At 67.9% G+C, this 20,319-nt stretch carries 15 protein-coding genes; 4 read left to right on the forward strand and 11 right to left on the reverse strand.

Annotation, left to right across the window (positions count from 1 at the left end):
* Nucleotide 1 precedes the first annotated feature (1 nt).
* From J3R73_RS30950 to J3R73_RS30960, 3 genes are all read right to left on the reverse strand, one after another.
* Nucleotides 2-1,054, reverse strand: coding sequence for an IS110 family RNA-guided transposase (locus J3R73_RS30950; RefSeq protein WP_307430101.1), 1,053 nt, complete (start codon nucleotides 1,052-1,054; stop codon nucleotides 2-4).
* Between the two features lie 875 nt (nucleotides 1,055-1,929).
* Nucleotides 1,930-2,550: a S1 RNA-binding domain-containing protein gene (locus J3R73_RS30955; protein ID WP_307436667.1), complete on the reverse strand. Its 621-nt coding sequence runs from the start codon at nucleotides 2,548-2,550 to the stop codon at nucleotides 1,930-1,932.
* Between the two features lie 164 nt (nucleotides 2,551-2,714).
* Nucleotides 2,715-8,432: an autotransporter domain-containing protein gene (locus J3R73_RS30960; protein ID WP_307436670.1), complete on the reverse strand. Its 5,718-nt coding sequence runs from the start codon at nucleotides 8,430-8,432 to the stop codon at nucleotides 2,715-2,717.
* Nucleotides 8,433-10,144: 1,712 nt separating this feature from the next.
* Between J3R73_RS30960 and J3R73_RS30965 the strand changes: the two genes are divergently transcribed.
* Nucleotides 10,145-10,495 (forward strand): type II toxin-antitoxin system RelE/ParE family toxin, encoded by a 351-nt coding sequence (locus J3R73_RS30965; protein ID WP_307436673.1) that lies wholly within the window; start codon nucleotides 10,145-10,147, stop codon nucleotides 10,493-10,495.
* A complete protein-coding gene (locus tag J3R73_RS30970) occupies nucleotides 10,492-10,785 on the forward strand; it encodes a helix-turn-helix domain-containing protein (protein WP_307436676.1) in 294 nt (97 codons plus the stop codon). Before J3R73_RS30965 ends, J3R73_RS30970 begins: the two co-directional genes overlap by 4 nt.
* A gap of 103 nt (nucleotides 10,786-10,888) precedes the next feature.
* Here J3R73_RS30970 and J3R73_RS30975 read toward each other — a convergent pair whose 3' ends face one another.
* Genes J3R73_RS30975 through mdcA form a run of 7 tightly spaced genes read right to left on the reverse strand, consistent with a single transcriptional unit; the run spans nucleotide 10,889 to nucleotide 16,837 of the window.
* Nucleotides 10,889-11,788, reverse strand: coding sequence for an acyltransferase domain-containing protein (locus tag J3R73_RS30975; protein ID WP_307436679.1), 900 nt, complete (start codon nucleotides 11,786-11,788; stop codon nucleotides 10,889-10,891).
* Nucleotides 11,785-12,621, reverse strand: coding sequence for a triphosphoribosyl-dephospho-CoA synthase MdcB (mdcB, locus tag J3R73_RS30980; RefSeq protein WP_307436682.1), 837 nt, complete (start codon nucleotides 12,619-12,621; stop codon nucleotides 11,785-11,787). Before mdcB ends, J3R73_RS30975 begins: the two co-directional genes overlap by 4 nt.
* On the reverse strand, nucleotides 12,618-13,247 hold the full coding sequence (mdcG, locus tag J3R73_RS30985; RefSeq protein ID WP_307437839.1) for a malonate decarboxylase holo-[acyl-carrier-protein] synthase: 630 nt from the start codon (nucleotides 13,245-13,247) through the stop codon (nucleotides 12,618-12,620). The genes mdcB and mdcG overlap by 4 nt, the downstream gene beginning before the upstream one ends.
* Entirely contained in the window at nucleotides 13,247-13,963 is a 717-nt protein-coding gene (locus J3R73_RS30990; RefSeq protein ID WP_307436685.1) for a biotin-independent malonate decarboxylase subunit gamma, read from the reverse strand. The genes mdcG and J3R73_RS30990 overlap by 1 nt, the downstream gene beginning before the upstream one ends.
* Nucleotides 13,950-14,852, reverse strand: coding sequence for a biotin-independent malonate decarboxylase subunit beta (locus J3R73_RS30995; protein WP_307436687.1), 903 nt, complete (start codon nucleotides 14,850-14,852; stop codon nucleotides 13,950-13,952). The genes J3R73_RS30990 and J3R73_RS30995 overlap by 14 nt, the downstream gene beginning before the upstream one ends.
* Complete coding sequence (gene mdcC, locus J3R73_RS31000; protein ID WP_307436689.1) at nucleotides 14,849-15,166, reverse strand: malonate decarboxylase acyl carrier protein; 318 nt, start codon at nucleotides 15,164-15,166, stop codon at nucleotides 14,849-14,851. The genes J3R73_RS30995 and mdcC overlap by 4 nt, the downstream gene beginning before the upstream one ends.
* 24 nt (nucleotides 15,167-15,190) lie before the next feature.
* Nucleotides 15,191-16,837: a malonate decarboxylase subunit alpha gene (gene mdcA, locus J3R73_RS31005; protein ID WP_307436692.1), complete on the reverse strand. Its 1,647-nt coding sequence runs from the start codon at nucleotides 16,835-16,837 to the stop codon at nucleotides 15,191-15,193.
* A 116-nt stretch (nucleotides 16,838-16,953) separates the two neighbouring features.
* Here mdcA and J3R73_RS31010 point away from each other — a divergent pair, with 116 nt between their 5' ends.
* The gene (locus J3R73_RS31010; RefSeq protein ID WP_307436695.1) at nucleotides 16,954-17,094 is read left to right on the forward strand and encodes a hypothetical protein; all 141 of its coding nucleotides are present in this window, start codon (nucleotides 16,954-16,956) and stop codon (nucleotides 17,092-17,094) included.
* Between the two features lies 1 nt (nucleotide 17,095).
* Nucleotides 17,096-17,788: a GntR family transcriptional regulator gene (locus tag J3R73_RS31015; RefSeq protein ID WP_307436696.1), complete on the forward strand. Its 693-nt coding sequence runs from the start codon at nucleotides 17,096-17,098 to the stop codon at nucleotides 17,786-17,788.
* Between the two features lie 586 nt (nucleotides 17,789-18,374).
* Here the strand turns inward: J3R73_RS31015 and J3R73_RS31020 are convergent.
* Nucleotides 18,375-19,655 (reverse strand): porin, encoded by a 1,281-nt coding sequence (locus J3R73_RS31020; RefSeq protein WP_307436699.1) that lies wholly within the window; start codon nucleotides 19,653-19,655, stop codon nucleotides 18,375-18,377.
* Nucleotides 19,656-20,319 lie beyond the last annotated feature (664 nt).

The following is a 20,319-nucleotide window of genomic DNA, read 5'->3' on the forward strand; positions in this document are numbered from 1 at the left end:
TTCATGGTGTTTTTTCTTGCCAGGGCGAGCGTCTGGCGAGAACGGTATTTGCGTAGATGAGAAGCTTTCTGGCGCATGCGACCATGGCCTGCTTTTTGGTTTTGCCAGCAGTGATGAGGCGCTTGTAGACGGCTTTGAGTTGCGGGTTCCAAAAATGGGCAGCGGGGACGGCAGCGCCGTAGAGAGCTTTGCGGACTCTGGCCCTGCCGCCGGCAATGCGTCGTTGGCCGTGGCTGTCGCCGCTGTCGCAATCGAAGGGGGCGAGGCCGGCCAGGGCAGCGATCCGCTCGCGTGAGAGGGTTCCCAATTCGGGCATGGCGATCACAAGGGTGATTGCCGTGCGCGAGCCGATGCCGGGAATGGAGAACAGCAGTTCGTATTTCTCGGCGAGATCGGGATATTGCTTGAGGTGATCGCGCAGCCGCCGCTCCTCGACGCCGCTTTGCAGACGACAGCGGCGGATGTCGGCCTCGATCATGCGTCGGACACGCTTGTCCTTGCAGTGCTCGAGGCGTGTTTTATGGCGCGCCTCGTCCGCCTCGATCTGCTCCAGATGCACCAGCGTGTCCCACAAGGCGGTCAGGCGGGGATCCGGCTTGTGGGTTCGCCCGCCCAGAATCGCGGTGAAGGCTGCGATCAGAACCGCGTCGATGCGATCATTCTTGGCCCGCTGCAGCCGGGCCTTGGCGAAAGCCCGCATCTGGATAGGCTGATGCAGGATCACCTCGAAGCCCGCCTGGCGCAGAGCCTGGGCGATGCCCCGCTCATAGCCGCCGCTGGCCTCCATGCCGACGCGTGTCACGCCCTGGGCCTTGAAGCGCTCCACCACGGCTTGCCAGCCGGCCGCATCGTTTTCATCCGCCCACACGCCACTCTGATTGTGAATGGCGCTGTCCAGCTTGGCCTTGCCGACATCGATGCCGGCTGAGCGGCCGGCGTCTTTGACGGGGGCGGCCGCCGCCGGCTCGGAGCGTTCGATGCCTCCTTTTTTGACGGAGCCAGCTTTTACCGTGCTGGCCTGACTGATTTTGGACTTTGTGCTAAGTTTGCCCATCTTCGTCTCCCCAACCTTGCTACGCGAACCCGAGGTTCGATCAACCACACGGGGTGAAGGAAGAGGCGATCACGATCCAGCTTCCCCACAGCCCCAGGGCTTCGGGAATCACGATCCGATGATCGCCGCCGGGCCTGGGGTGGCCACCCCAGGCCCGGCGCCTCTACAAGGCGAGACAATTTTGGCAGATTTTGATTATACAAGGGGATCGTGCAGGGCATCTTATGGCCAATGCCCAAAAAAGTCAGTCTGCCGCCCTTGTATAACCCATCTGCGCTGCACGTGCCGCCATGGCTAGACGATTCCCAGAAAGCTCTTCATCTTGCACGTGCAGAGGCGGCGCAGGGCGGGGCGCCTACACCGACAGCAGCTCAACAGGGCCTTGAAGATGCACGCCGGGCCAAACGCGAAAAGCAGAAAGCCCAAAGAGAAGCCAGCAAGAGTGGTAACTCCGCGACGAAATCTATTTAATGGCGATGCCCGCGAATACCGCCGTCGGTGTGCTTTTGTCCCACCGCTGCTCGCCATTGTTCGTAGCAAATCGCCGCAACTGTTTGGGTGATTGGTGGGGTATGATCAAACGAAGTTATAGATAATTTAGAAAATTCTATTATTTAGGACATATAGTTGGCGTCCTTCCGGGACGCCAGTTTTCTACCACTCCAGAACAAACTGGGCATTGCAGAGACGACGGCAGCTTTGTGCCCCGTTGCCGTCGTTCAGTTCAAGCCCGCTGGTTCCGAAAGCTACGCCGCTCCGTCAGATCGGGAACCAAGCGTCAGATTCAGACCACTAGATAGGGGGGCCTGCATGTGTAGGTCGTCCGTATGGAAGCCCTCCTGGAAATGCGGCTAACCCCATGAAACTGCGACGCATCATCGGAGTTCCGCCTCCTGTTGTGGTGGCAATAACCCCAGTAGAATGCGACGCTTCATCGGTTCAAGGGCTAGGATTTGTACCCGAACGTGCTGACCAACAAAGGGGGCGCTATTTGGCTGGGGCATTTCTGGAAATCGGACCAGCCCCTCCACCCCCGGTTCCAATTCGACAAAGAAGCCGTAGTTCGAGATACTGCGCGTGCGGCCAGTAACCATCGACTGCAATGGATATTTGATGTCGATATCTTGCCACGGGTCCGGATGAAGAGCCTTCAGACTCAGGGAGACTTTGCTTCTGTCGGGACTGATCCGGATTATCTTTGCTTGGAGACGTTGGCCCGGCGAGAGGAATGCGGTGGGATGAGAGACACGGGTCCACGAAATCTCAACGATCAAAATCAGTCCTACCGCGCCGTTCGCTCCATCAACATCGGCGAACGCGCCATAATCCTCGACTCTTTTGACTGTGACCCCAACTAACTGGCCTTCTTCGAGGGTGTGAAAGCAGGTCACGATCCCCGGGGCGATGGGAACGTCGTTTTTCGGCGGATCTTCTATTCCTGCTGGTTCCTGCGGCAGCGCCTCAACGGCATCTGTCCTCGGATTTGGCGAAATCATGCTTTCTACGCTAGCACAAGCGGAAACCTGCCACCAGTCCACGCCCAAAAAATGGATTCGGAATGGCAGGCAGCACGAACCAACTTCCGAAAATCTCCATGGTCCCGTCTGCCGAGGTCCCGCCGGCATCGGGGTTTCCGAGGAGAATGGGGGCTTCTTCCCGTTCAGAAGTCGACCGTCAGCGTACCCTTCGCGCTCTGGTCGATGGCGTTTCGCCCGAACTGGCCGCCATAGCTGACGCCGAAGGTGGTGCTCGGCGTGAGGTGGACATCGAGGCCGGCATCGACGATGGCGGCGTCGCGGGTGACCGGCAGGCCGGCGACCTCGAATTGGCTGCTGCCGCCGGAGAAGGCGAACAGCGAGGTCGGCGTGGTCTCGCCATAGGCATGGCGCCAGCCGAGCGTCGCCCTGGCGGTGACCGGCAGGCCGGCGGTCTCGAAGGTGCCGGCGAGGTGGAAGCCGAGGGTGGAGAAGGTCACCCCCTCGTTGCGGCCGGACGCGGTGAGCGCGGCGGCGCTGCCTTCCTCGGTGAAGCCGTCGACATGCTGGTTGACGTAAGCGAGGTTGGCGAAGGGTTCGAGCCCGATGCCGCCGCTGGTCAGCCGGTAGCCGAGTTCGCCGAAGGCCTGCGCCGTACTGGCATGGTAGCTCGCCTGCGGATAGCCGGCGAAGCCGCCGAAGGCCACCGTGCGGCTGGTGTCGATGTCGTGCCAGGTATAGGCGCCGCCGAGCCGGAGGGCGAGCGCGCCCCATTGCCTGCCGCCATAGAGGCCGAGCGTATAATCGTCGCTGGTGGCCGAGGAGCCTCTGGCGTCGACGTCGACATTCGACTGGCTGTAGCCCGCCAGCAGGCCGGCGCGCCAGTCGTCGAAGATCGGCGCATCGAGGCCGGCGACGAAGCCGCCGATCGAGCGCGAGGATGAGGCGGCATTGCCGTCGGTGCCGGCATGACCCCAGGCGCCGAAGGCATGGCCCCAGGCGGTGAAGCGGCCGGGATCGGCCTCGCAGCCGGCGCCGGCGGTGATACCGCCGGCATCCGGCCGGGCGGGGCTGGCGCCGAAGCCGGTGGCACAGAAGGCGTCGCGCAGCCGGTCGAGGGCGGCCTCGCGCACGAAGCGGCTGTCCTCGATCATCTGCCCGGCGAGCGAGGCGTGCACCTCGCCCGAAAGCTGGTTGAAGGCGTGCCGCGCCCCGGCGGCATCGAGCACGGCGACGGCGTTCCACACCGCGTTGGTCCCCGGCGGCAGGCTGTCGACCGCCGCGCCCGTCGTCGCCTCGTTGCGCGTCTCAGCCACCGAAGCGAAGGAGACGTCGTTGCGGGCGAGCGTCATCGTCACGCTGTCGGCGGTATAGCCGAGGACCGGATCGATGAAGGCGTAGTTGGAACTGATGGTGGCGAAGGTGCCGGTGACGCCGCTGTCGGCCTCCAGGATGGTGTAGGTCTGCAGCGCCTGGTAGGTGCCGCCGAGGCCGAGATGCAGCACCGAGCCGCCATTGAGGGTCGCGGTGCCGGTGGCATGGATGAGGTCGCTGTCGCCGCTGGCCGGGTCTGCCTCGACGTCGTAGATCGAGCCGGCGTCGAACACGACATTGCCGTTGACGGTGAGGGTGCCGATCGAATTGCCGGGGGCGACGGTGCCGCCGCTCTCGACCACGAGGCCGCCGATCGAGCCCTTGCCGCCGAGCGCCGCGCCGTCCTGCACCGTGACGATACTGGCCAGGCTGGCGCCGGAGGAGGCATCGTCGCCGACCACCAGCTTGCCGGCCGAGACCGTGGTTGCGGCGGTGTAGGCGCTGCTGTCGCCGTTGAGCACCAGCGTGCCGGTGCCGGTCTTGGCCAAGGCGCCGGTGCCGCCGAGACTGCCGCCGTCGACGAGGCTGGCGCCGGCATCGACCTGCAGCGTCGCGGCCTGGTCGAAGGTGAAGCTGCGGGTGGTCGCGAAGGAGGAGGTCGCCTCCAGCGTGCCGCCGGAGAAGGTCACCCCGCTGGCGGCGTCGCCGAGATTGGCGTCGGCGGAGACGGCGAGCGTGCCTTCCTCGATCGTGGTGCCGCCCGCATAGGAATTGCTGCCCGACAGGGTGAGCATGCCCGTGCCCGTCTTGGTGAGCGTGCCGGTGCCGGTGACGGTATTGGCGAGGGTATCGTCGCTCGCCTGGTCGAGCACCAGGGCGGCATCGTCCTCGATCGAGCCCGAGCCGAGGCTCGCCGCCGCGGCCTGCAGGGTGCCGGCCGAGATCAGCGTGCCGCCCTGATAAATGTTGGCGCCGGTGAGCACCAGCGTGCCGGCGCCCGCCTTGGTCAGGCCGCCCGCCCCGGCGACGGTGCCGGTCAGCGTCAGCGTGGTGGCGGCCGCGGCGTCGAAGGCGCCGTTGGTGGTCAGCGTCACGCTGCGGGCGCTGGTGACGTCCGCCGTCGTCTGCAGCGTCGGCGCGCTGTCCTGCGGCCCGCCGGTCGCATCGAAGGTGAGGCCGCCCGAGATATCGCCGAGATTGGCGTCGGCCGAAACCGACAGCGTGCCCGCCGCGATGGTGGTGCCGCCGGCATAGATATTGGTGCCGGCGAGGACGAGGGTGCCGTAATCGGTCTTCTTCAGCCCGCCCGTGCCCTCGAGCACCGAGGCGATGGTGGCGGTCATCGTCCTGCCGTCCGCGGTGCCGTCGCCGACGCGGATGATCGCCGCGCCGCTGGCCGGCGCCAGGGTGATCGCATCGCCCGTCACGGTGTAGCCGCTGGTCGCGAACTGCATGCCGGTGACGCTCACCGGGGCAAGGCCGCCGTCGTCGTCGACGGTGACGGTGCCCGCCGCGGCCTCGAACACCGCAAAGCCCGGCTGCGGCTTCATCGGGCCGGGCGCATTGCCGTCCTGGTCCGTCCAGTTGGCGCCCGTCGTGGTCCAGGTGCCGGTGCCGCCATGGATGGTGCCGTCCGGTGCCGTCGTGCCGCCGTTCCAGAAGTTTACGGTGACGCCGCTGCTGTCGACCAGATTGACCTGGTGATCGACCGCCGTCTGCACATAGAGGTCCGAGGCCGAGGTCCCGTCCGGCGTGGTGCCGATAGCGAGGCCGTTGTCGGTGAGCGTGCCGGCGTAATCCATGATGCGGTAGACGCCGGCGCCGAAGCCGCCGGCGTCGCTGACATTGAGGGTGCCGTCGAGGGTGAGGTCGCCCTTGACGTCGAACAGGGCCGTCGACGACGGCGTGCCCAGCGTGACGTCGACATTCGAGCCGCTCGCCAGCGTCAGCCCGTTCATCGTCAGCGTCGAGCCGGATGCACCGACGAGGTGGCCGCCGCTCTCGATGCCGACGCCGGCCTTGATGGTGCCGCCGCCCTGCAGGCTGGCGCCGGACTTGACCGTGGTCGCGCTGTCGCTCGAACCGTCGATCTCAAGGGCGCCGCCGGAGACCGTGGTCGCCCCGGTGAAGGTGCTGGCGCCCGACAGGGTCAGCGTGCCCGTGCCGGTCTTGGTCAGGGCGGTCGCGCTCGTGCCGTCCTCGATCACGCCCGAGAAGGTGGTGGAGCTATCATCGCCGCCGGCGGTGAGGGCCGCGGCCGCGCCGCCGCTGTTGGTCACCGTGCCGGCGCCGGCCAGCGAGCCGATCGCCTGGCTGTAGCCGCCGAGATCGAGCGTCGCGCCGCTGGCGACCGTCGTCGCGCTTGCCGCGCTGAAGGCGTTGGCCGCCCCGCCCTTCAGCGTGCCCGCCGAAACCGTCGTCGCCCCCGCATAGGTGTCGGCGCCCGACAGCACCAGCGTGCCGGCGCCGCTCTTGGTGAGGCCGCCGATACCGGTCAGGGTCTGGCTGACGGTGAACGCGTTGCCGGCGGCGTCGATGTCGAAGCCGCCGCCCTTGTCGCCCCAAATGATGCTGCGGGTCGTCGAGGTGAAGCCCGTGCCGGTCACCTCCAGCGTGCCGCCGTTGAAGGTCAGCCCGCCCGAGACATTGCCGAGATTGTTCTCGGCGGCGACCGACAGCGTACCGTCCGACAAGGCCGTGCCGCCCGAATAGGTGTTGGTGCCGGCCAAGACGAGCGTACCCGCGCCTGTCTTGACCAGGCCGCCGCCTCCGGAGACGACACCGTCCAGCGTCAACGTCGTGCCGGTATCGGTCTCGAAGGTGCCGCTGGTGGCCAGCACGATGTTCCGTGTGCTTTCGATGTCCGCCGACGTCTCCAGCGTCGGTGCCACGCCGCCCGAGACCGCCGTGGTATTGTCGAAGGTAAGGGCGCCGGAGGCGTCGCCGAGCGCACCGTCGGCCGAGATGACGAACGAGCCCTGGACGATGGTCCAGGCCATCACGGCCGTGCTCGTGTTCGTCAGCGTCCAGGCGCTGTCACCGGTCTTCCTGAACACATCGAAGCCCGCATATTGCACGCCGGGCTGAAAGATGGCGGCGACCAGGCTGGTATCGAAGGTGGCATCGGTCGCCCCGCCGAGAATGAGCGTGTCGACGGTGCCTGCGGCATTGACGTGGCCTTCGATGTCATAACCGGCTTGCAGTTCGAGCGAGTTGTTGCCGTTGGGCTGGAATTTGATGGCATTGGCCTGCGTCGTGCCGTCACCGGACATGCCGCCGGCGATCTTGCCGCTGGTCACGATGGTGAGATTGGTGCCTCTGATCGCGATGCCGCCGGAGCCGAGCAGACCGACGGCGCCGCCATTGCCGCCCTGGATCGTGCTGCCCTGTCCGTTCTGAATGACAAGATTGTTGCCGCTGATCGCGATGCCGCCATTGCCGGCTTCGCCATTGGCTATCGTCGTTCCGGTGACGGTCCCGGCGGTGCCGTCGGCTCCGGTAACGCCGGAAACCCCATCGCCGCCCGCGTCGCCGGTGCCGCCGCCAGCCCCGCCGACGCCGCCCGTGCCGCCAAGGCCGCCTGTGCCCCCGCTGCCGCCGGTGCCGAGCCCGCCACCGGCACCGCCATCCCCGCCGGTGCCGCCGCTGATCGTGCCGCCATTTATATTGATGATCGTGCCGTCGTTGATGGCAATGCCGGCGCCGCCATCCCCGCCATTCCCGCCGGTTCCCCCTTGCGTGCCGGAAGCGCCGCCCTGGCCGCCGACGCCGCCCGCGCCGCCATCGCCGCCGTCTCCCCCCGAGCCGATGGCGGGAGCCGTACCGCCGTCAGCCCCGCCCCCGCCTGCGCCGCCGACGCCGCCATCGCCGCCGGCGCCGCCTGATCCTGCGTCACCGCCGGCGCCGCCGATACCGCCGGTTCCGCCGGAAACGCTGAAGCCGCTATTGGTGATGGTGACGCCGCTCACGCTGGATTGCAGCCCGGCGCCGCCGATGCCGCCGACCGAGCCGTTGCCGCCCGTTCCGCCCTGGCCGCCGCTGCCGCCGGCGCCGCCGACCCCTCCGGCGCCGCCATCGCCGCCGCCGCTGAGAGTCCCGGCCGCACCGCCGAGGCCGCCGGCCCCGCCGCTGCCGCCTGTGCCGCCCGCGCCGCCTGTGCCGCCGTCGCCGCCCGCATTGCCATTGCTCGCATCACCGCCGGTCACGTTGCCGCTGGTGCTATAGGGCCCCGTCGGCAGGGTTGCGCCCGAGGTGCCTTTGGCGCCCGCCGCGCCGCCATTGGCGCCATTGCCGCCTGTGCCGCCATTCCCGCCGGCATTGCCCGATGAGCCGTCACCGCCGGTATGGTCCGGCGCCGTGCTGTTGGCGGTGCCCGTGGCCCCCGGGGTTCCGTCCGTGCCGGGGGTGCCGTTCGCGCCGTCGGCGGCGAAGGCCGGGCTGGCCATGGCCAGCGCCAGGGCGCCGGCCATGGCGATGACGGGCGGGCTGGCCTTGCGCCGGCGGGCGCCCGAGCGTGAGTCAACCCGCCACGCGCTCGACAAGGCACAGGGTGCGGCTGAAATCAGGAGGGCAATACGCGGCTTCTTCATGACGGCTTCCTGAACGAAAATGGCAGCCGGCCGTCTTCACGGCAAAGCCAGGGCCGCACCGCGGCGAGCGGGCAGTCTTCCATCGAAGTTTAGCATGTCCATCTTCGTAAATTGAAGCCTGCAGAGCTTGTAATTTTGAATTTATCTTCAATAAAAACGAAATTTTAAATGTTGTACGTCGAAACTAAACTGGGGTATTAATTTATAATTACGGTACGTGATTAAGTCACATTACGCGGGTGAAGGTCCGAAATTCAAGAGAATGACGCATTTTTGCCGAAATTCGAGGCTATTGGTGACGGGGGTAACAAAGTTAAACTGTATCTCTGTTGATGCCGAGGCCGCCGTTTGATGAGGATAGCGGAAATCCGGGACCGGGACCTGACGCCGGAACCTCGGCGGCAGCGGACTTGCAGATATCCCGTATTTGAGGGCCGGCGGCCCGCCGATCCGGTGCACGGTTACCGCCACTCGTGCGGACTGCCGTCATCCCCGCCGAGCGGCGCAGTGGTGAGGATGGAATCCGTCGCGGAGAGGCCCCCGAACCGCAGCGCCCTGCGGTCGAAGCGATGCGCCGGCTATGGGGCATGCGTCTTCATCGCCGCGCCCTGAGCGGGCCGGATTGTGCAAGGGAAGATCGGGGCGACGACGGCTGGTCTGGTGGCAGCCGTGGTGCGGTGTAGGATCGTGGTCGTGAGGAATCGTGGCCTGGCATGTTGTGCAAGGCCGCCGTCGCCCCTTTCCCGCCGGGCCGGGACGCGCCAACAGGCAACGCGCCGAGGCCCGGCTGTTTCCCATCGATCCGGACCAAGCCTTCGGCCTGAACCCGGATTGCCGGACGGAAGGCATCGCCGGCGCCGGAGGGCACGGTTCCCTCCATCACCAGCCACGCCGGACAGGCCACGCGCCCTTCACCGCTTCCGGGCCAGGGAAGCCAGTCGGGACGCAGGCCTCACCCACGGAACGGGCGGGACAGGGGCCTTGGCGGACGGCTTATATCTTCGCCGCACCCCGCCGGCCGAACAGCCGGGTCCCCGTGCTGCTGCGGCCGCGGACGCTGCGGGCCGGGTTTGCCGGCCGCCGGCGTCCGACAAGGCGATCCGGCCTGGAAGGCCCGCCCTCCCATTCTCGCGAACGGTTCGGCAGGCGGCCGGCGCCTCTCCTGTCTCGCGCGGGATCGAGGGCAGGCCCGAAGGCGGCCCGATCCCGGCACGTTCCTCATCGAGCCCCGTGTGCAGACCTGACGGCCGGGTGATCGCACACCCGGCGCTACCGGATGTCGGCGGTCCCGGCATTGCGCCTGAAGAAGACGCAATGGGGCGGTCTGCAGCGATCCCTCTTAGCGCCGGCCCCGTCCTGGTTTCCAAGCCAGGACGAAACGGACAAGCGCCTTGATGCGGCTGGCGCGCCGCAGGCATAAACCGGGATCGGCCGGAGTGGGTGGAAGGCACGGGGCGGTATCGCGAACCTTGGCCCCGCCGCGCTTCGTTCCGGAACAAAGTAGGCCATGGCAAAGGGCGGATGTCAAGATTTGTACGTGTTTTGTTCGTGCGCCCCGAAGGCCTGCATCGCCGGTGGAGTGCCGCGCGACAAACAGGATGAGAAACCGCGACGAGGCGGCTATGGCGGTTCAATCGGCCTGCTGGCTGAGCGTCCAAACGGACCTTGACGGCATGTACTCTAAACAGTACATTGTACTAAGAACCATACATATGGGGCCAGCGATCGAACAACTTCCGGCAGTGTTTTACCGGTCTTCCTCGGGGGCGGAGCCGGTCAGGGACTGGCTCAAGGATCTACCCGTGGCGGACCGTCGGATCGTCGGCTTGGACATCCACCTGGTGGAGTTCGGCTGGCCGATCGGCATGCCCCTGGTCCGCTCGCTGAAAGGCGGTCTGTGGGAAGTGCGCAGCAACCTGACGGACGGCCGGATCGCGCGCGTGATTTTCTGCGTCGCGGATGGGTGCATGGTTCTGCTGCACGGCTTCGTCAAGAAGACGCAGAAGACACCAAAATCGGATCTCGAAATGGCCCGCAAACGGCAAAAGGAGATTGAACAATGACCGGCAAGCGCATCGGCAAGCATATCGGATCGTCCTTCGACGATTTCCTGAAGGAGGAGGGCATTCACGAGGAGGCGGTCGAAAACACCGCGCGCCAGATCCTTGCCTGGCAGATCAGGGAACAGATGATCGCGCAGGGGATCAGCAAGGTCGACATGGCGAAACGGATGGAGACCAGCCGTGCACAGCTCGATCACCTGCTCGATCCGGAAGACGGCGACGTGAACCTCAGGACCGTGCAGCGCGCCGCCGCCGCTGTCGGCAAGAAGCTGCGCGTCGAGCTGGTCTAGGCGGCGACAGCGGAAGGCGGCGACGTCTACAGAGAGACCGCCGGTGCGTGCGCCTGCCGAAAGGCGCGCCCGGCCCACCCATCGTCTTTCCGGGATGCCCTTCTCAGCGGGCGAGCCAGGCCTGGATGCCGTCGAGGCTGCGGAAATCGTCGATGGCGCGCACGTCCAGAGCGGGATAGGCGCTGCGCACCATGTCGGCGAGGGCGGTGCCGGGGCCGAGTTCGAGCACTCGCGTCATGCCGCGTTCGACCATCGCCTCCAGCACCGCCGCCCAGTCGATCGTGGCGGCGAGCTGGGCCGCCAGCCCCGCCAGGCCGGCGGCGCCGGCCACGACAGCGCCGTCCGCGGCGCCGATCAGCGTCCTGTCCCGGGCCGGCCGGCCCGGCTGCGAGGCTTCGAGGGCGGCGCGGAACGGCGCGACGGCGCCCGACAGGCGCGGCGTGTGCGAGGCGACCCGCACCGCGATGGCACGCGCCGCCGCCGCCCCGGCCTCCAGCGCCGCCCGGCAGCATCGGGCCACCTCTTCGCGCGGGCCGCCGATCACAAAGAGATCGCCGGGATTGACGATGGCGATGGCGCAATCGAACCGCGCGGCGAGCCGGGCGACCTGCTCCCGCGGCAGGCCGCGCACATAGCCGAGCCCGTCGTCCGCGCCGCTCGCCGCATCCATCAGCTCGGCCCGCCGGGCGGCGAGCCGGAGCGTGCGCTCCGGCGGCCAGACGCCGGCCACGCCCCAGGCGGTCATCTCTCCCACGCTGTAGCCCGCGATGAGCAGGGGGCCCTTCGGGGCGAGGCACGCCGCCGCGGCCAGGCCGCGCGCGACGCAGAGGATCTGGCTCGCGCGGTTGGCATGCAGCGCTTCCTCGCCGGCGGTGTCGAGGAAGGCCCGCACGTCGTGGCCGAGCAGGGCGCCCGCCGTGGCGAGGATCGGCGCCTCGGCGAACAGATCGAGCATGCCGGGGCCCTGATGGCCCTGTCCGGAGCACAGCAGCGCCAGCGTCACGGCGCGTCGAGCCCGGCGAACAGCGCCATTGCGAGCAGGTCGGCGCAGCCGCCGGCGCTCAGCCGGCGGGCGACGAAATCCTCGTGGATGGCGATGCCGCGCGCGCGCCAGCCGGCCGTCCCGACGCTCCCCTCGGCGAGGAAGGCGTGCGCCTGCTGCCGGGCGAAGACCAGCCCCGCGGCGCCGCCGCGATAGAGCAGATTGGTGTCCTCGACCCCGGCGATCAAGGCCATCAGCGCATGGACGCGCGCGGCCTCGGCGTCGGCCGGCGCCAGGCGGCGGCCCTCGGCCAGGGCCGGCAGGGCGATGTGGTAGAGCGACGGGAAGCCGGCGGCCGCCTCGGCGCGGGCGCCGCCCGCCGCATAGCGGCGCGCCACCGCGGTGCCATGGCTGCGCAGCGCCACCGGCCCCTGGGCGATGTCCGGCCCCCACCGATGCATGACGATCGATCCGAGGGTTCCCGGCGCGCCGTAGCGGGCGCGAAAGCCCGCCGCCGCGCAGAGCAGCCCCATGCCGAAGATGGCGCCGCGATGGGTGTTGACGCCGCCGGTCGCGGCCATCATCGCCGTCTCCGCCTCGATGCCGATGGTGCGCAGCCCGGCCATGGCCGCGCCGGCGGCGCCGGCCGCCGCCAGCCGCGCGAAGAACGGCATGAGCGCATCGGCGCTCCGGTTCATGATGGCGGCGTCCATGTCGTCATGGGCGCCGCTGTCGACCGGGCTGACCAGCCCCGGCTTGGGATAGGTCGCGATCTCGAGCCGCAGGCAGTCCCGGGCCGCCTGCCCGATCGCTTCCGCCCCCTGCCAGGGCGCCGGGCGCCGCAGCGCGGTCATGCGAACAGCATGGCGCGCGGCGCCATCCGGCAATCATCCGCCGATTTCGCCAGCACTTCGGGGGCCGCCGAGGCCCATTCGCGCCATTGCACCGCCAGGTTGCGCGGCGTGACGAACTCGCCGTCGAGCCGCATCGGCGCCCGCGCCTCGATCGTGGTGATCGCCGCCGCGAGACCGGCAGCGCGATCGGGGGAGGCGACGCGCCAGAGCAGATCGATGTCGGACGTCGCGGAGCCATAGGGCAGGCCGGTCAGCCAGGTCCAGGCGAGGCTGCCGAAACATCGGGTGGCGGGGGCCGCCGCCACCAGGGCCGCGATGGTGTCCCGCCATCCGGCGGGCGCCGCCGCGGCCGCATCCGCCAGCCGGGGGGGCGGGGCGACGGCGGCGATCGCGTCCGGCCGGACGCCGAGCGCCAGCCGCCGCTTGCCGAGCGCGGGCGGCAGCGCGAGCCCGAGCGGCACCATCCCGGCCCGGTCGCCGCAGGCGGGGCGCCGCGCGATCAGCGGACGGGTTGCGCCGGTCCAGCCGGCAATTTCCGGGACCGCCTGCAGGGCCGGGTGGTCAGCGACGATCTCGGGCCATGCCGCCGGATCGAGATGGACGATGTCGTGCCGCTCGATCCGCATCACGCGCGCGCCGCCGCCACGATCTCGTCGGCGATGACGGCCGCCTTCGGCCGCCCGCCGCGGGCCGCGCCGGCCGCCGCGCGCTCGTCGCCCGCCTCGGGCCCGGCCAGCAGCGCCTCCAGCCGGCCGGCGAGATCCTCGGCAGGATCCCAGACGGCGGCGATGCCGCCGATGCGGACGAGGTTGTCGACCCCCGGCGCGAATACCGGCGTCGCCTTGGCCTTCGCCTCGAGCACCTCGATCGGCAGCTTGGTGACGCGCGCCATCGACGGCAGGTCCATCACCTCGGGACGGGCGCCCGGCAGCGCCACCAGCGTCCCGCAGGCGAGCCCCGTCGCGATGAACGCCCCCGCGGCGCTGCCCCCGTAGAGCAGGCCGACGGTGCGGTGCCCATGGGCCTGCGCCAGCTGCAGCGACTTGGCGAGATGGGCGAGATATTCGTTCAGTCCCAGCAATTCGTCCCGGCGGCTCATGCGCTGGCTCGCCGTGTCGGCCAGGAACAGGATCGGGGCGTCGTCACCGCCCTGCACGATGCCGAGGATGGCGGCGGACAGGCGGATCGCCTCGTCGATGCCGATCGGCGCATGGCCGACCGCGCCGACGACATGGACGCCGCCGCCGCCGCGCAACGTGCCGCGGCCGGACAGCAGGTCGCCGTCGCGGGTGACGGCATGGCCGGCCGGAAACAGGCCGTCGAGGATCTCAGCGGGCGTCATCGGCGCTCTCCCGTCGGGTGGCGGCCAGGGCGGCGAAGTCGGCGGCCGGCAGGTCGGGCACCGCCTGCGGACGGTCGATGCCGAGCGCGCTCCAGATCTGCGTGGCGTCGGCCGCGCCGCCGAAGCGGGCGATGCGGCGTTCCAGCCGGGCCTGCTCGGCCGCGAGCGTGTCGAGGTCGAGGCGCACCGGCCGGTCGAGGGCCGCGAGCGCCGCATCGCGGAACGCTGCCGCGTCATCGTCGACGAAGACGTCCGCGCCGCCGATCAGCATGCGGTGCTTGCCTCCCATCGTCCGCCACACGAAGGCGCGATCGCGCGAATCGAACTCCTCGACGCCCTTGTTGGTCTCGATCACCTCCGGGCCGGTGACGCTGATGCGCCCCTGCTCCGAGACGATCAGCGTCGAGCAGCAGCCGGCGATCAGCCCGCCTCCGCCGAAGCAGCCCGCCCGCCCGCCGATCAGCCCGACGACGCGCACCTGCGCCAGGCGCGCCTCGATCAGCGCGCGCATGATCTCGGCGATGGCGACCTCGCCGGCATTCGCCTCCTGCAGGCGCACGCCGCCGGTGTCGAAGGCGATCACGACGTCGCGCGCCGTCGCCTTGGCCGCGCGCAGCAGGCCCGTCAGCTTGGCGCCGTGCACCTCGCCGAAGGCGCCGCCCATGAAGCGGCCCTCCTGCGCGGCGACCAGGATCGGTTTCCCGCCGAGGGTGGCGGCGCCGACGACGATGCCGTCGTCGAACTGGGCCGGCAGATCGAAGAGGCGGAGATGCGGGCTGATCTCCCGGCGCTCCGGGCCGACATATTCGGTGAAGCTTGCGGCATCGACGAGCGCGGCGACGCGCTCGCGCGCTCCGGCCTCGTACCAGCTCCGGCGCTGATCGCTCATGGCTGCGGGTCCTCCATCAGGCGGACGCCCTGGGCGAGGCGCAGCGACACGGTGTCGGGCCGGGCGCCGCCGTCATTGACGGCGATGCGCAGCCCGCCCGCCGCGCGCCGGGCGACGAAATCGGCCGTCACCGCTGCCCAGAGGTCGCCAAATCCGTGCGCCGCGGTGTTGATCTCGATGCTGCAGCGGTCCGCCGCGCCGCCCCGTTCGACCAGCACCTCGAGATTGCCCGAGGCGACGACGCCGACCAGCGCCATCCTGCGGGTGCCGCGCGCCGGGATCGGCGCCGCGAGGTCAAAATGGAGAACTTCCATGTCCCGTTCCTACCAATCTCGTTCCTACCAGTTGCGGAAGCGGCTCGGCGGCCGGTAGAGCCCGCCCGAGGCGAGCATCAGATCCTTGATCGAGCGCGCGGCCAGCATGTTGCGGCTCGTATCGAGCGGATCGATGCCGAGATCCTCCGGCCGCTGGATGACCTTGCGTTCGCGCAGGCGGGCCACGATCGCAGGATCGCGTCCGCGGCCGACCTCGGTGAAGCCCGCGACCCCGCGGATCGCCTGCTCGCGCTCGACCGCGTCGCGGCACAGCAGGAGATTGGCGATGCCCTCCTCGGTGACGATATGCGTGGTGTCGTCACCATAGACCATGATCGGCGCCAGTTCGAGATCGAGCTTTTCGGCCAGTTCCAGCGCGCCGAGCTTCTCGACGAACAGCGGCGCGTTGCCCTCGCCGAAGGTTTCGCCGATCTGCACGACGAGCTTGCGGCCGCGCCGCAGCGGCGCCGGGGTATCGGGATCGGCCTCCGCGCCGGCGCGCAGCCAGGGCGCGCTCGGATGCCGCCGCCCGCGGGCATCCGAGCCCATGTTGGGGGCGCCGCCGAAGCCGGCGATGCGGCTGGCGGTGATCGTCGAGGAGTGGCCCGCCAGGTCGATCTGGAGCGTCGAGCCGATGAACATGTCGCAGGCGTAGAGGCCCGCCGTCTGGCTGAAGGCGCGATTGGAACGCAGCGATCCGTCGGGACCGGTGAAGAAGATGTCGGACCGCGCGGCCAGGTAGTCCTCCATGCCGACTTCCGAGCCGAAGCAATGCACCTGCTCGACCCAGCCCGCCTCGATCGCCGGAATCAGCGTCGGGTGGGGGTTGAGCGCCCAATGCGTGCAGATCCGGCCCCTCAGCCCCAGCCTCTCGCCATAGGTCGGCAGCAGCAATTCGATCGCGGCGGTGTTGAAGCCGATGCCGTGGTTCAGCCGGCGCACGCCATAGGGCTCGTACAACCCCTTGATCGCCATCATCGCGGTGAGGATCTGGGTCTCGGTGATCGCCGCCGGATCGCGGGTGAACAGCGGCTCGACATAGAAGGGGCGTCCGGCATCGAGCACGAAATGCACCTGGTCGCCGGGAATGTCGACGCGCGGCAGCGTGTCGACGATGCGGCCGACCTGGGCGACGACCAGTCCGCTGCCGAAGCTCGTCGCCTCGACCACCGTCGGCGTGTCCTCGGTGTTGGGGCCGGTATAGAGATTGCCGTGGCGATCGGCGCTCACGGCGGCGATCAGCGCCACCTGCGGGGTCAGGTCGACGAAATAGCGCGCGAACAGTTCGAGATAGGTATGGACGGCGCCCAGCTGCACCTTGCCGCCGAACAGCATGCGGGCGATCCGCGCCGATTGCGGGCCGGAATAGGAGAAGTCGAGCCGCCTGGCGATCCCGCTCTCGAAGATATCGAGATGCTCGGGCAGCACGACGCCCGACTGCACCATGTGCAGGTCGTGGATCCGCGCCGGGTCCATGGCCGCGAGCCCGCGGGCGAGCACGTCGGCCTGTTTCTGATTGTCGCCTTCCAGGCAGACGCGATCGCCCGGCCTCAGCACCGCCTCGAGAAAATCGACCAGCCGTTCCGGATCGATCAGCTTCCCGGTTGCGAAAGCCGCGCCGGCCGCGACGCGTTCCTCACGCTGGCGCTTGCGCGTATCCCATTGCCGCACCGCATCCACTCCTGTGGGTTGAGTGGCGATATTGTATTCAAACTTGCCGTCAATGCAAGTCTGTGCATACAATTCATCGTGATCGGCGAAGGTTCGAATACATCGGGAGAGAGCGCATGGCTATCCGACAGTCTGAGAAGCCGCGATCGACGAGGGGCGCCGCCGCGATCGGCGAGGCCGTGCTGCTGGCGATCTTCACCCCGGCGGGACAATTGCCGGGGGAGGGACTCGCCGTCCGCGCCATCGCGGGAGGGTGACATGGCCGAGGCCGATCCGAAAGACGATGCCGGCCTGCTGTCCGACCGCATCCGCAACGCGCTGATCGACGCCATCTCCTCGGGCGAGCTCGCGCCCGGCGCGACGCTGGACGAACAGCAGGTCGCCGCCCAGCACGGGGTGTCGCGCACGCCGGTCAGGGAGGCGCTGCGCCAGCTCGCCGCCAGCGGCATGGTCGAGGTCCGCCCGCGCCGCGGGGTCATCGTCCGCCGGGTCACCGCGGACGAAATCATGGGCCTGTTCGAGACGATGGCCGAGATGGAGGCCGTCTGCGTGCGCCTGGCGACCTATCGCATCACGCCGGCCGAGCGCAGCCGGCTGCTGCGCATCCACGAGGCGAGCGAAGCCGTGGTGGCGAAAGGCGATGTCGACGCCTATGACGCGCTCAACCGCGCGTTCCACGAGGCGATCTACCGCGCCGCGCACAACGACTTCCTCGCCGAGCAGATGGCGGCCGTGCGGACGCGGCTGAATGCCTTCCGCCGGATGCAGCTGCGCCTGGAGCGCCGTCTGGCGCGGTCGCGTGAAGAACATGACGCGGTGATGCGGGCCATCGCCGAAGGCGACGGCGACAAGGCCGGGCGGCGGATGCGCGCCCACATGCTCAATGCCGCCAGCGCGCTGGACAGCTACATCGCGCAGCAGAACGCCTCGCCCGCAGCGCCGGAGGCCTGATCGCGCCGGACAACGAAAACGCCCCGCGCCGATCCGATCGACGCGGGGCGATGCCGTTGCAATGGGTCTCGCGAACTTCTTGCGGTGGCGCGCTCAATGTCTTGGAGGATATTGAACGGTTCAAGTTTTGTCGTCCGACTAAGGCGGAATAGTGACGAATCAGTATGAGAGTTCAGCGTATTTATGCATTTCTATTGAATATAAATATTTATACATTTCGGAACAATAAGATTTTATGTCCGACTCGGGGAGGTCGAGCGGAGTCCTGCGGGTCAATAGGCTTCTGTTGCCTCTCCCGCGCTGTTCCTAATTTTTATGCTGAGGCTCGAGAAGCGCGCGGAATCCGACGCAGACTTCCATAGATCAGAGACATTACTTGACCGCGCCGTGCGTCCCGGTCTCGCAAAGCGTCTCGCGGGCGATGGGCCACGCTTCCTTGCCGCGGCCGGCCGACCCCGCCGCGTCTGCGCTTCAGGCCGTTCGCTGCGGCAGCCCGAGAGCGGACTTCCTGCTCCGAGGGTGCGCTGGGCGCACCATAGGAAAGGCCCGGCCGGAGCCGGGCCTTCTGTCGCTGGATCGAAACCGATCAGAACGAGCGGATGATGCGGACGCCGCCGACGATGGCGTCCGTCGTGGCCTTCGTCAGCACCGCGTCGCTCTCGCCGGCAACGATGTTCTCGCTGCCCTGGTCGGACTTGGTGTTGGCGTAATAGACTTCGGCGCCGATCGTCAGGTTCTTGACGATCTGGTAGCTCAGCTGGGCGCCGACCTGGTAGACCGTGAAGTCGTTGTAGGTCGCCGGCGCATCGTAATGGCCGTAGCTGCCGAAGATCATCGCCTTCAACTGCGGGGTGATGTTGAAGCCGGCTTCGCCGGTCACCGCCCAGCTCTTCGCCGTCTTCAGGCTGCCGTCGACCACATAGGCGTCATAGGCGTTCGGCGCGCCGGCCGGCGAATACTGGTTGTCCGAAACGCCGGTGAAGGCGTTGGCGCCGTCGGCATAGTCGCCTTCGACGGCGATGTAGCCGCCGGTCAGGGCCGGGATGTTGACCGAGACGCCGGCACCGACCGCAAAGCCCCACTTGCTGGAGGTGCCGCTGCTGTCGCTCACGCCGAGAACGTCGGTCTGATGGAGAGCGCCCATGATCTGGGCCTTGCCCCATGCGCCGTCATACAGCACGTTGCCGATGATGTTCGGCATCTTGGTGCCAGCATTCGTCAGCGTGCTGCTCGAACTCTCCACGCCGTTGCGATAGGCTGCCGGATCTTCGATCGACAGCGTCGCGCTGAAGCCGCCGCCGAACTGGGCGGTATAGGCCAGCAATTCCTTGGTGCCGGTGCCGCCCGAACCGAAGTAAGGCGCGAAGAAAGTATCGCCATAGTAGTTGTCGTAGAAGGCGTAGAAGGATTCGGCGTAACCGGCCGTCAGGCCGCCGAACTGGATATAGGCCTTGTCGACATACACGCTGGAGCCGGACACGTTGCCGGCCTGCCAGGACTGGCCGTTGGAGTTACCCGTCGCGGCGTCGATCAGCAAATAGGTGCGCAGCAGGCCGTAATCGGTGTCGGTACGGACGTCGAAGCCGATCTGGGCGCGACCCTGGAAGGAGCTCTGGCCGAGCGACCGCTTGCTGCCGGTGGTGGTCCGGCTCGACAGGCTGTTGAACGTGTAGTCGGCGCGGATGTTGCCGCTGATCTTCAGGCAGGTGTCGGTGCCGGGGATATAGAAGAAGCCGGGCCCGAACTCCGAGCAGACCTTCACATATTCGACAGGCTCTGCCTTCGTCATGGGTAGATCGGCAGCCTGGGCGCCGCCGATAACGGCGAGGCCGGCGGCGGCGGCGAGGAGAAGTGATTTCGTCGTCATGAGATGACCTCCAAAACAGTTACATCGATTCTCCGGCCCCCACCCGTGGCTCCTTCGCAGAGACAGGATCCATCGATGAATCGATGTCGGGACATTGCTGAACACCGCCGGCGCTTACAATAGTCGCAGTGGCGATCAACTATAGATCGCAGCATTTTCGGGGCGCCGTGTAGCAAAAAGGTCACAGATGCGGCATAATTATTCAAATAATACGTCGCTATTTTTATAACATAAAAATTTTTATACAAAATATACAAAAATATACGCATTTCATGACAAGATTTGGCCACGATTTATTTTGAAGGCGATCAGCCTCGCGGTTCTCCGCGCCCCGTCGGGCGGCGGGGAATTCGGGCTGGAGGCATCCGGAGGGCATCGGAGGGCGCAGCGGGAGCTGAGACGAGAGGAGGCGCAATTCCGTCATACCCTGGCTCGTCCCCGCCTATCCCGACTTCATCGAGAACGACGGCAGGCGGCCCGCTGGATTGCCGGGGCAGGCCCCGGCAATGACAAATCCTGAACCGTCACGGGCCAAGGCTGACGGGGCGGGAAAGGCGCGGCAACCAAACGGGCGCGGAGCGGGATCGCCATTCGTGGTGACGGGCCCTCCCTCCTGCCCTGGAGGGGCCGGGAGAGGCAGCGGCGTTTCGCCCGTTTTGGATGG

Origin of the sequence: Labrys monachus (assembly GCF_030814655.1) — a bacterium.
Lineage (GTDB): Bacteria > Pseudomonadota > Alphaproteobacteria > Rhizobiales > Labraceae > Labrys > Labrys monacha.

Coding starts and splice junctions, on each gene's coding strand:
- mdcC (WP_307436689.1), bottom strand. CDS start 15,166: ATGGAAGTTCTCCATTTTGACCTCGCGGCGCCGATCCCGGCGCGCGGC.
- J3R73_RS30950 (WP_307430101.1), bottom strand. CDS start 1,054: ATGGGCAAACTTAGCACAAAGTCCAAAATCAGTCAGGCCAGCACGGTA.
- mdcB (WP_307436682.1), bottom strand. CDS start 12,621: ATGACCGCGCTGCGGCGCCCGGCGCCCTGGCAGGGGGCGGAAGCGATC.
- J3R73_RS30970 (WP_307436676.1), top strand. CDS start 10,492: ATGACCGGCAAGCGCATCGGCAAGCATATCGGATCGTCCTTCGACGAT.
- J3R73_RS31020 (WP_307436699.1), bottom strand. CDS start 19,655: ATGACGACGAAATCACTTCTCCTCGCCGCCGCCGCCGGCCTCGCCGTT.
- J3R73_RS30990 (WP_307436685.1), bottom strand. CDS start 13,963: ATGACGCCCGCTGAGATCCTCGACGGCCTGTTTCCGGCCGGCCATGCC.
- J3R73_RS30965 (WP_307436673.1), top strand. CDS start 10,145: ATGGGGCCAGCGATCGAACAACTTCCGGCAGTGTTTTACCGGTCTTCC.
- J3R73_RS30960 (WP_307436670.1), bottom strand. CDS start 8,432: ATGAAGAAGCCGCGTATTGCCCTCCTGATTTCAGCCGCACCCTGTGCC.
- J3R73_RS31015 (WP_307436696.1), top strand. CDS start 17,096: ATGGCCGAGGCCGATCCGAAAGACGATGCCGGCCTGCTGTCCGACCGC.
- mdcG (WP_307437839.1), bottom strand. CDS start 13,247: ATGCGGATCGAGCGGCACGACATCGTCCATCTCGATCCGGCGGCATGG.
- J3R73_RS31010 (WP_307436695.1), top strand. CDS start 16,954: ATGGCTATCCGACAGTCTGAGAAGCCGCGATCGACGAGGGGCGCCGCC.
- J3R73_RS30955 (WP_307436667.1), bottom strand. CDS start 2,550: ATGATTTCGCCAAATCCGAGGACAGATGCCGTTGAGGCGCTGCCGCAG.
- J3R73_RS30995 (WP_307436687.1), bottom strand. CDS start 14,852: ATGAGCGATCAGCGCCGGAGCTGGTACGAGGCCGGAGCGCGCGAGCGC.